This is a genomic window from Paenibacillus sp. OT2-17 (assembly GCF_009827695.1).
Taxonomy (GTDB): Bacteria; Bacillota; Bacilli; order Paenibacillales; family Paenibacillaceae; genus Paenibacillus; species Paenibacillus polymyxa_B.
The window spans coordinates 1-9,640 of sequence record NZ_WUDQ01000113.1; the positions used below are offsets into that span (position 1 = coordinate 1).

A 9,640-nucleotide genomic window follows, 5' to 3' on the forward strand; every position below is an offset into this window, starting at 1 on the left:
GCGCAAAATGAAAATTCCACTGTTGTCGATTGCTATCATCTCCGTATGTTCAGGTTTGGTGATTGGCATATCCATGCAATTGGGCGCATTACTATCTCGTGTCCTGTCTCCTGTATATACGACCGTTTTCGGCGCTGTCATCCTGATCTGTATCGGCTGTTACTCTTTGTTTCAAGCTCTGCACCGCAAAGAGGATTCGCTAGAGGATTCAGCGGAGGCCTCTCGGGGGCAGCTTCTTACAGAACAGACTGATCCAGTGAGCAGATCTGTTCTTGGAGAGAAGAAGAGTATAGAGGATGCTGATACAGAGTCTTTCCTTAGCTCAAGAAAAGATCTGTCGGCAGAAGCTTCTGTAGAGCAGCAGGAGCGAACGCTATTTTCTCTGGAGTTCCGCAAATGGGGACTTGTTATTCGGATTCTTCGAAGCCCGTCTGCTGCGGATATGGACCGTTCTGGCAGTATATCTGCTACCGAAGCGGTTTGGCTGGGTATTGCATTATCGGTCGATGCGTTCGGAGCGGGATTAGGGGCAGCTATGCTTGGTTTTCAGCCACTGTCTACTGCGCTGGCTATTACGTTATTCAGTGGAACATTTTTGATTGCAGGGATGAAGGCAGGCTTCTTTCTATCAGCATTTCGATTTATGAAGGCGCTGGGTGTATTGCCGGCATTATTACTGATTATGATGGGCATATTGAAGCTGTTATGAGGTGAAAGAGCATGAATATCGGATTAACCGGAGGTATTGCTACCGGAAAAAGCACCGTGTCGGCTCTTTTGGTCGCCAAAGGTGCGCTGCTGATCGACGCAGATGCCATTGCCCGGGAAGTGATGCTTCCGGGGCATCCGGTGCTGGCGGCGGTCATACAGCATTTTGGACAAGCTATAGTGAACAGTGACGGAACCCTGCACCGCAAAAAACTGGGTGAGATTGTATTCGGAGACCCTGCCCAGCGGCAGGCACTTAACGATATTACACATCCTGCTATTCGTGAGGAAATGCGACTGCGTATGGAAGCATATGAACGGGAACAGCCGGACAAGCTTGTTTTGGCAGATATCCCGTTAATGTACGAGTCCGGGCTGGAGAGCTTGTACGAGGAAATTATGGTTGTGTACGTACCACGTGATATTCAGCTCCAGCGTCTGATGCTCAGAGACGGTCTGACGGAGGAACAAGCTGGACTTCGGCTGTCCGCACAAATGGATATTGAACAAAAGAAAAACTTGGCCGATATCGTTATCGATAATAGCGGAACACAGTCTGAGACGAAACGACAAATTGATCAATTTTGGCAGCGGAAGGGACTTGCATGAACATTTTGCGAAAGAAAAGAGTCCTGCTCACTTTGTTTGTCGGGTTTGTCCTGATTCTGTTCCTCAATTCAAATTGGATGTCCTGGTTCTATCCGATTCAATATAAGGATGAGATTCGGCAGTATTCACAAACGTATGAAGTGGACCCATTTTTGGTGGCGTCTATTATCCGCGTAGAAACCAATTTTAAAACCAGTAAGCAATCGCATAAGGGTGCACTGGGGTTGATGCAGATTATGCCGAATACAGCAAATTGGATTATGGACAGCGCCCAGATTCAAAAGGTTCCGCTAGACAGTGTCAAGCACGAGCCTGGTACCAATATAGAGCTGGGAACCTGGTATTTGCATAACCTATCCATGAAGTTTCAGGATAATCCTGTAGCAATCGTAGCTGCTTACAATGCAGGGCCGGGTAAAGTTCAAGAGTGGCTCGATAAGGGAGTGTGGGATGGAAAAGAAGAGTCCATTAAGCAAATCCCTTTTGGTGAGACACGACATTATGTACAGCGGGTCATTTATTACTACAGGCAATACACGAAAATTTATAATGATTTTTAAAAGACAAGTTAATGACATGATGAGCCTTTTCGCTTTAAAATGAAAAAAAGCGCAGGACAGGCTGTTTTTAGCAGCCCGTCCATACACTTTTTCTTGTTATTTCTGCATTATTACCGCGATTATTGGTATTGACCTGCCAATTGTTGTTCGGCGATCGTTACGAGGCGTTTTGTGATGTAGCCCCCGATCGAACCGTTCTCATAGGAAGTCATGTTACCTTGGTATCCATCTTGAGGAATGCTGATACCCAGCTCTTGAGCGATCTCATATTTCATTTGCTCCAGAGCGCCGGAGGATCTGCTGACTACCAGATTGTTGGAGTTGCCATTGTTTCCTTGTGCCATTGTTGTTCACCTCCTCGCGATGTGGTAAACATATTATGATCCGTTTTGACAAAATTATTACTAAAAATCTTCGGGAATTTATTGGAAAAAGAAAGTGGTGAGATTATGAAATGTCCGTATTGTGCCTACAATGGCACGAAAGTGTTGGATTCGCGACCTGCGAATGATAACAAGTCCATCCGTCGCCGCCGTGAATGTGAGCAGTGTGCCAGGCGTTTTACCACCTTTGAAATGGTGGAGGAAACCCCACTCATGGTCATCAAAAAAGACGGCAGCCGTGAAGAGTTTAGTCGTGATAAAATGCTGCGCGGTCTCATTCGAGCCTGTGAGAAGCGCCCAGTATCCGTCGAGCAATTGGATATGATCGTATCCCAGGTGGAGAACGCTATCCGCAACACAGCAGCCACAGAAGTCGATAGTCAGCAGATCGGGGAGCTGGTCATGGAACAGCTTTACCCAGTGGATGAAGTCGCCTACGTACGTTTTGCGTCCGTCTATCGTCAGTTTAAAGACATCAATATGTTTATGAAGGAACTGAAAACATTGTTATCTAAAGATACAGCCAGCGACTGATCGCTGACTGTATCTTTCTTGGGTCAAGGTGGGAAGATGATTATATTTTTTTTATAAAAGTATTGACACAGGAATAAAAATTTTATATGATATAGAAGTCGCTTGAAACGTTGATTAACTTACTTATGATGGGGCCTTAGCTCAGCTGGGAGAGCGCATCGCTGGCAGCGATGAGGTCAGGGGTTCGATCCCCCTAGGCTCCACCAAACTTTTATTATGGACTCTTAGCTCAGTTGGTAGAGCAGTTGACTCTTAATCAATTGGTCCAGGGTTCGAGTCCCTGAGAGTCCATCCTTTTAGAAAAAACGGCAGAGATGCCGTTTTTTTGTTGTTTATAGATCTATTCCCAGTCTAACCGAGAACAGTTATGGGGTTTTCATTAGCATTTTTTCATTAGCATATCAAAAGAAGTATGGCAAAAAAGAACATCATTGTTTAACGCTGACTGACATAATCGGAAAGGGATTTGAGATACTCACCATTCACCAATTTTCTGGGGGCGAATACGGCTGTTAAGAAAGTTAGAGATTTTGAACGCGCGATTTTTTCATCCATCATGGAATGGTCGGCTTCAGGTAAATGAATCACGGACAGCAGTTCTGGAGGTATTTTCTGGCGATAGACTCGCTCGGTACCCTTTACATCAACATTAATATCTTTGCCAGCCAGAACCAAGAGTACAGGAGAATGGAAGTGACTTAATTCTTCGGTGGAATCAGACAGAAAATTTTTGCCTATAAAGCTCCATCTTTCTTTGGAAATCATATCGTCAGGATCGGCTATGCCTAGATATTCTTCATAAGAAGCATGTTTTTTCAGTAACTGTAGAACTTCTTGATCGTAGTTCAATGTCTTTTGAATTTCTTGCGGAGTAGCTCCTTCTTGTTCCATTTCTTTTCTGGTATTAAATTGTCCTTGGGAAATCCAGTTCACGGCAGGCGATACAAGGATGCTGAATGCAATATCATGCTCCTCTTTAACGATCTTCGGAATGACCCATCCTGCTTGACTGGCTCCCCATAGGCCGATTTTTTGCTTATCAATCATCGGTAAGCTTCTTGCCCAGTCTATTGCATATCGGATCTCCTGTGCGCGGTCCTCCATGCTTTGGTCGAGCCAATTGCCAGGAGCGCTGTTAATACCGGGCTTATTCAGTGACAGGGAGGCATAACCCTTGGAAGCGAACTTTTCCCACAGTGGTTTGTATCCATCATCATATGTGTCATTAATAGGACCATCCCCATGGACAAAAACAACCAGTCCAACCTTTCCCGAGTAGTTCCTAGGCAAAGCTAATGTACCTGTTAACAGCCCTTTAGGTGTCGCAATTTGTATGTTTTCTTCTGTCATCTTGTAGGAATTTTGATATAGAACAATTAGTATCAAGGCAACAGCCAGAGCTGCCGCAATACCAAAAGTAAGCTTGAATGTTTTTTTCAACGATGCTCTCTCCTCGAATGCAGGTTCTCTTTCCAACTCATCAGATACCATACAGGCTCCTTGAACCAAAAATGCCGTAACCCATTATACTTGGATTGTTCTACTTCAAACGCCAGTTTGTGATACAAACGGATAGCCCCTTGGTTCTTATGCGCTACATGAAGCGTCAATGCATGAAACCCAGATTCAACCGTAAATTGCTGTGCGAAAGCTAGAAGAAGGCGTCCTATTCCCTGGTTACGATGACTTGAACGAATCGCCAAATGATCAATGTAACACTCATTTGCAGCGGGGGTATACTCCAGCGCATGCATACCTGTCAAAAATTTAAATACATTGAAGCAACCAAACTGTTTTAGGAGCGGAGCTAAAGAAATGGGATTTGTTTCAGGAAGTGAAGAGGAGGGGGCCTTCCATTTGAGGGAAAGAACACCGACAACATCTTCGTTCTCTTTGGCTACAAATTGTTTCATAGATGAAGAATAAGGATTTTGAACCCAAACCTGCATTAACAACTTCTGTATATCTTGCTCCTCCAGTGTAACAAGAGATTGGAATTTTGCTTTAAACGATTCGACTAAAAGACTGCAAACAGCTTCATGGTCTTGTTTCTGGTATGCAACAATGTCAAAGGATTTTGCACTCATTTAACGCCCTCCAAGATTTATTCTACTTTAACCTGAATTTCGTATTGCAGCTTGTTGTTGTCGAACATCGAAAGATAAGATTTTTCTACTAGAACAATCTTGCTTTGGCAGTTATATTGGTGATGAGCTACATATCGTTCCATTTGTTTAATTTCATAATCAATCTCTGGTTCTTCAATGACGGAAAGATGCTTATAAAGATAGTTGCCCTCTTCCAGAATATAGTCAGCCACATCCGCCGTTTCATAACATAGCTTCGCCTGTCCAGCATCAGACAAGTAATGCAGGTCATTTTCAAATAATCGAGGTGGGGCAGGGCGGTGTTCAAATAGGTTACCGGCAGTGAGCTCTTGACCATTCTCCAATGCAAACCATAGCTTTAAATGACGGGGACCTAATCGTTTGACCTGATACTCATCGTCCTGCTGGGCCCGATTATTATGTTCTTCTAACACTTTGTGAATAAACTGTTCATGCATCTTCAAGTTAGCTATTTCGGCCTGTACCTTCTGCAACGAATGCTCTAAAAGCTGGTTATAGTCATCGGCAGCATAGGAAGTCATACATTCTTGAATCTGATCGACAGGGACATTTAATTTGCGTAATAATAAAATATGCGAAAGCTGATAAATCTCATGAAGCCCGTACATTCGATATTGATTTTCTTCTGTATGTGATGGATACAGGACTCCCTTTTCTTCAAAATAACGCAGTTGATGTACAGATACATTCATGAGCTGAGCAAGCTGGCTGATCGTAATGTGTTCTTTCAATGGTAGGACTCCTTTACTGATAGTTGAATAACTCCACTATAAACCTTAGGTCAGACCTAGGGTCAATAGAAAATATCAAATCAAATCTTGGATAGGCGTATGTGTCGAGCATTTGATGCCCACACCAAGGGAGAGACTGGAGAGTTTACCTGTCGGTGATAACCCGTTATAATCATAAGATTAGTGAGCATAAACAAGATGCTCCGGATGAAGGTTAGAATGGGGAAATCATGTTGAAAACTTTTAAAAAGGTATACATTGAGATAACGAGCATTTGCAATCTCGCATGCAGTTTTTGTCCTCAAACACAGCGTGTCAAAAAATTTATTGATCCGGAAGTCTTTCGAAATGTGCTTGATCAGGTCAAACCACACACGGATTACATCTATTTGCATGTAAAAGGAGAGCCGTTGCTCCATCCGAAAATTGATCTTTTGCTGGAAAGTGCTCATGAGAAAGGCTTGAAGGTCAATATAACCACCAATGGTACCTTGCTGCCGAAGACCGGACATAAGCTGCTTGGGCAGCCAGCGCTGCGTCAGATGAACTTCTCTCTCCACAGTTTTGACGGGCATGAAGGCTCCGTGGATCGAGAAGGGTATTTGGGTAATATTTTCACGTTTGTAAGAGAAGCGGTGAAACACAATGTCATTATTTCGTTCCGTCTCTGGAACTTGACTGAAGATAATTTGACTAATGTGCAGCGTCAGCGCAACCGGGAAACACTTGAACGACTGGAGCAAGAGTTTGGACTGGACTATCGGATTGAGGAAAAGGTGATACCGGGCAGTGGGGTCAAAATCGCACCAAACGTTTATTTGAATCAAGACCATGAATTTGAATGGCCGAGCCTCAGTGCTCCGGAAGATGACGGAAAAGGCTTTTGCCATGCACTCCGTAGCCAAGCGGCGGTATTGGTGGATGGAACGGTGGTCCCTTGCTGTCTGGATGGAGAAGGCGTCATAAATTTAGGTAACGTGCATGAACAATCTTTTTCCGACATTGTGGAAGGGGAGCGTGCAAACCGTCTGTACTTCGGGTTCTCTAAGAGAGAAGCGGTAGAAGAGTTATGCCGAAAATGCGGGTACCGCAAACGATTTGGAACATAACCGAGATTTGGCAGGTGGAGACTTCGAATCTCTGACAAATCGTTACCTCCGTTTTGAGTTTAGATTCTTAGGAAAAATCCGCTAAACATCAAGGATTTCTTGGTGTTTAGCGGATTTTTTGCATACGTAAAACATACTTACATTCAACTATTAACCAGCGCTTTGGCATACTGTTTGCCTGCCGAGAGAAGGCTGTCACTCAGTTTAGGATCATTAACAGAACGTGCAAGCACAAGAGAACCAACCATACTACTGAACAATGCACTGCCCTTGGACTGATCCATTCCCCCCAAATTGGAGATAAACGTAATCATTCTTTCCAACTCCTGCGTGAATATCTGCCGGATTTCTTCGGAAGAACGGGCTATTTCTACGGAAAGGGCAGGAATAATACAGCCTATTTCTGTTCGATCACGGTGATGGGTGCTTAAATAGTAATCGATGACAACATTAATTTTAGGATCTTGCTTTTCTTGGTCAACGGCCTCCTGAAGCAGTGCGAGGGTATCACTGACGGCATAGCGACAGGCTTCGGCGACTAGCTGTTCTTTGTTATCAAAGTGTGAATAAAACCCGCCGTGAGTTAATCCTGCCCCTTTCATAATAAAGGGCACACTTACATCTTGAATACCGTTGGCACGGAAAGCTTGGGCAGCACTTTCAACGATCTTACTCCGCACTTTCATCTTATGGCCTTTTGGATAAGGCATTGTAATCACTCCACGGGTTTATAATGCTAACTTCAAAATATTATAATCATCATAATAAAACGTGTCAATTTGTCTTCCTATAACGACAACTTCAGAAAGGCTGATCAAGACTATTGACGCTTTTAAAATATGATGACTATAATATATTATAATCATCATATTTTAAATCATGCCATTTTAACAGGAGGTATTAGTTATGAGCAAGCATGAATCTGTAGAAACACTGGTCATTGGATCAGGGCCAGGAGGTTATGTGGCAGCATTGCGTTCTTCTCAGCTTGGAATGAAAACGGCGATTGTTGAACGCAGTCAGCTAGGTGGAGTGTGCACGAATGTGGGCTGCATTCCATCCAAAGCTTTGATTGCCGAAGCACATCGCTATGAGATACTCAGGCAGGTAAATCAGGCAGATGCAGCGATGTCATTCGTGAATGCTCAGGCTTTCAAACAGGGGATTGTGAATAAGCAGGCAGGCGGAGTTGGCTTTTTAATGAAAACGGCAGGTGTGAGCATTCTGAAAGGGGAGGCGAGTTTGGTTGATGGGCATACAGCCATCATCAATCAAAATGGAGCGGAACAAACGATATCCTTTAAGTATGCCATATTGGCAACCGGCTCCCGTCCAATCGAGCTGAAAGCATTTCCGTTTGGCGGACGTATTTTGTCCTCTACAGAGGCGCTTTCGCTTCCAGCGGTTCCGTCCAGCCTGATCGTGATAGGTGGTGGATATATTGGCGTTGAGCTTGGACAAATGTATGCCAAATTTGGAACAAAGGTAATGATTCTGGAGGGAGGGGAACGGGTGCTGCCGGGATTTGAGACGGACCTTGTGGCCCCTGTTGTTAAGCAATTGAAAACAGATGGTGCAAGCATCGTAACTGGGGCGATAGCCGAAAAAGTCGTGCAGAATACGGATACTATTACGCTGCATTATTCAAAAGATCAAGAGCAGCATCATGTCACCGCTGAGTTTGTATTAGTTACTGTAGGCAGAAAACCGAATACGGATGGCAGATTAGGATTGGAGCACATTGGCTTGCCACTGACGAGCAGGGGGTTGATCGAGACAGACGAGCAGTGTAGAACGGCTATTCCGCATATTTTTGCCATTGGAGATATTACGGAGGGTCCAGCCCTTGCCCATAAGGCTTCCTATGAAGCGAAGATTGCGGCAGAAGCGATTGCAGGTCAAGCTGCTAAAGTGGATTATAAAGCCATGCCGCTGGTTGTCTTTTCTGAACCAGAGCTGGCTAGTGTTGGCCTAAGTGAAACAGAAGCAAAGGAAAAAGCCTTACCGATTGTCATTGGCAGAGCTTTCTTTGCAATTAACGGCAGAGCATTGGCGCTAAGGGCAGCAGAGGGGTACATCAAAATCGTAGCAAAGCAGGGGTCGGGGATCGTATTGGGGGCGCAAATCGTCGGCGTCGAAGCTTCAACACTCATTTCCGAGCTTGCTCTGGCTATCGAGATGGGAGCAACCGTAGAAGACTTAGCTCTAACCATTCATCCCCATCCTACATTGGGAGAAGTAATCATGGAGGCTGCGGAGAATGCGGTCAGAAAAATGGACCGTCCAAAGTAGAGGCTCCGTATGAAATCACTTCATTGCCTGTGAGAATAATTATCAACTATAATATATTATAGTTTGAATATGAGTTTGAGCAGGTACGTGGATGGTTTGGATCGGGGGCTGAACAAAAGCAATGAAGTTGAATGATCACATTTTGCTGTGGAATCATGTTTTTATACAGGTGATGGATGTTCGTCATAAGAAGATCGAAGAAGGGGAGGAGCTACGAACCTATCGACTTCCTGCCAGTGCGTTCTTGTATACCGTTCGTGGAAACGCACGGGTACGGTTGGATAACAGTATTCACAGGGTAGAGCGTTTCCATGTACTGCATGGCGGAAAAGGAATGTGCCTGAGTATCCTGGCGGAAGAGGTGCTTGAATATTACATCATTTTGTACAAGGCAACGTTGGCCCTGCCTAGCCGCAAAGAGATTGCACAATTGCTGGAAAAGGAAAATCCTTTTCAGAACCAGTATGCTTTCGCACCTCATTACCCACTGCCCCTGTACGATAAAGTGAAGCTGTTGGAGCAAGAATGGCGTGAAGCTTCCGGACTTGGCAAACTGCATGTCAAAGCCTTATTTCAACAATTTGT

General features: G+C 44.4%; 11 protein-coding genes, 2 tRNA genes and 1 pseudogene. 9 read left to right on the forward strand and 5 right to left on the reverse strand.

The window, feature by feature from the left end:
* The 3 genes from GRP75_RS14020 to GRP75_RS14030 form a co-directional block, all read left to right on the forward strand.
* The coding region (locus tag GRP75_RS14020; protein WP_160789599.1) for a manganese efflux pump at positions 1–709 on the forward strand (709 nt) is incomplete at its 5' end.
* Between the two features lie 11 nt (positions 710–720).
* Positions 721–1,317: a dephospho-CoA kinase gene (coaE, locus tag GRP75_RS14025; RefSeq protein WP_023987927.1), complete on the forward strand. Its 597-nt coding sequence runs from the start codon at positions 721–723 to the stop codon at positions 1,315–1,317.
* Positions 1,314–1,877, forward strand: a complete 564-nt coding sequence (locus GRP75_RS14030; RefSeq protein ID WP_023987928.1) for a lytic transglycosylase domain-containing protein — start codon at positions 1,314–1,316, stop codon at positions 1,875–1,877. The genes coaE and GRP75_RS14030 overlap by 4 nt, the downstream gene beginning before the upstream one ends.
* Before the next feature lie 119 nt (positions 1,878–1,996).
* On the opposite strand, the gene GRP75_RS14035 is transcribed toward GRP75_RS14030, so the two are convergent.
* A complete protein-coding gene (locus GRP75_RS14035) occupies positions 1,997–2,221 on the reverse strand; it encodes an alpha/beta-type small acid-soluble spore protein (RefSeq protein WP_013309613.1) in 225 nt (74 codons plus the stop codon).
* 105 nt (positions 2,222–2,326) lie between these two features.
* On the opposite strand from GRP75_RS14035, the gene nrdR reads away from it, so the two are divergent.
* The 3 genes from nrdR (at position 2,327) to GRP75_RS14050 (ending at position 3,085) form a co-directional block, all read left to right on the forward strand.
* Complete coding sequence (nrdR, locus tag GRP75_RS14040) at positions 2,327–2,794, forward strand: transcriptional regulator NrdR (RefSeq protein WP_013309614.1); 468 nt, start codon at positions 2,327–2,329, stop codon at positions 2,792–2,794.
* Positions 2,795–2,924: 130 nt separating this feature from the next.
* Positions 2,925–3,000 (forward strand) — tRNA-Ala (locus tag GRP75_RS14045).
* A gap of 12 nt (positions 3,001–3,012) precedes the next feature.
* Positions 3,013–3,085: transfer RNA gene (locus GRP75_RS14050), tRNA-Lys, on the forward strand.
* Between the two features lie 144 nt (positions 3,086–3,229).
* Here the strand turns inward: GRP75_RS14050 and GRP75_RS14055 are convergent.
* Genes GRP75_RS14055 through GRP75_RS14065 form a run of 3 tightly spaced genes read right to left on the reverse strand, consistent with a single transcriptional unit; the run spans position 3,230 to position 5,654 of the window.
* Complete coding sequence (locus tag GRP75_RS14055; RefSeq protein WP_160789600.1) at positions 3,230–4,234, reverse strand: alpha/beta hydrolase family protein; 1,005 nt, start codon at positions 4,232–4,234, stop codon at positions 3,230–3,232.
* Positions 4,231–4,881, reverse strand: a complete 651-nt coding sequence (locus GRP75_RS14060) for a GNAT family N-acetyltransferase (RefSeq protein WP_160789601.1) — start codon at positions 4,879–4,881, stop codon at positions 4,231–4,233. Before GRP75_RS14060 ends, GRP75_RS14055 begins: the two co-directional genes overlap by 4 nt.
* Before the next feature lie 17 nt (positions 4,882–4,898).
* A complete protein-coding gene (locus GRP75_RS14065; protein WP_160789602.1) occupies positions 4,899–5,654 on the reverse strand; it encodes a helix-turn-helix domain-containing protein in 756 nt (251 codons plus the stop codon).
* 230 nt (positions 5,655–5,884) lie between these two features.
* Here GRP75_RS14065 and GRP75_RS14070 point away from each other — a divergent pair, with 230 nt between their 5' ends.
* Positions 5,885–6,763, forward strand: coding sequence for a radical SAM/SPASM domain-containing protein (locus GRP75_RS14070; RefSeq protein ID WP_025719701.1), 879 nt, complete (start codon positions 5,885–5,887; stop codon positions 6,761–6,763).
* Positions 6,764–6,906: 143 nt separating this feature from the next.
* On the opposite strand, the gene GRP75_RS14075 is transcribed toward GRP75_RS14070, so the two are convergent.
* The gene (locus GRP75_RS14075; protein ID WP_023987933.1) at positions 6,907–7,473 is read right to left on the reverse strand and encodes a TetR/AcrR family transcriptional regulator; all 567 of its coding nucleotides are present in this window, start codon (positions 7,471–7,473) and stop codon (positions 6,907–6,909) included.
* Between the two features lie 196 nt (positions 7,474–7,669).
* On the opposite strand from GRP75_RS14075, the gene lpdA reads away from it, so the two are divergent.
* Together lpdA and GRP75_RS14085 are read left to right on the forward strand one after the other, a co-directional pair.
* Complete coding sequence (gene lpdA, locus GRP75_RS14080; protein WP_160789603.1) at positions 7,670–9,055, forward strand: dihydrolipoyl dehydrogenase; 1,386 nt, start codon at positions 7,670–7,672, stop codon at positions 9,053–9,055.
* Between the two features lie 121 nt (positions 9,056–9,176).
* Positions 9,177–9,640: pseudogene (locus tag GRP75_RS14085) on the forward strand (AraC family transcriptional regulator); the annotation flags it as partial.

Coding starts and splice junctions, on each gene's coding strand:
- coaE (WP_023987927.1), top strand. CDS start 721: ATGAATATCGGATTAACCGGAGGTATTGCTACCGGAAAAAGCACCGTG.
- GRP75_RS14030 (WP_023987928.1), top strand. CDS start 1,314: ATGAACATTTTGCGAAAGAAAAGAGTCCTGCTCACTTTGTTTGTCGGG.
- GRP75_RS14035 (WP_013309613.1), bottom strand. CDS start 2,221: ATGGCACAAGGAAACAATGGCAACTCCAACAATCTGGTAGTCAGCAGA.
- nrdR (WP_013309614.1), top strand. CDS start 2,327: ATGAAATGTCCGTATTGTGCCTACAATGGCACGAAAGTGTTGGATTCG.
- GRP75_RS14060 (WP_160789601.1), bottom strand. CDS start 4,881: ATGAGTGCAAAATCCTTTGACATTGTTGCATACCAGAAACAAGACCAT.
- GRP75_RS14070 (WP_025719701.1), top strand. CDS start 5,885: ATGTTGAAAACTTTTAAAAAGGTATACATTGAGATAACGAGCATTTGC.
- GRP75_RS14075 (WP_023987933.1), bottom strand. CDS start 7,473: ATGCCTTATCCAAAAGGCCATAAGATGAAAGTGCGGAGTAAGATCGTT.
- lpdA (WP_160789603.1), top strand. CDS start 7,670: ATGAGCAAGCATGAATCTGTAGAAACACTGGTCATTGGATCAGGGCCA.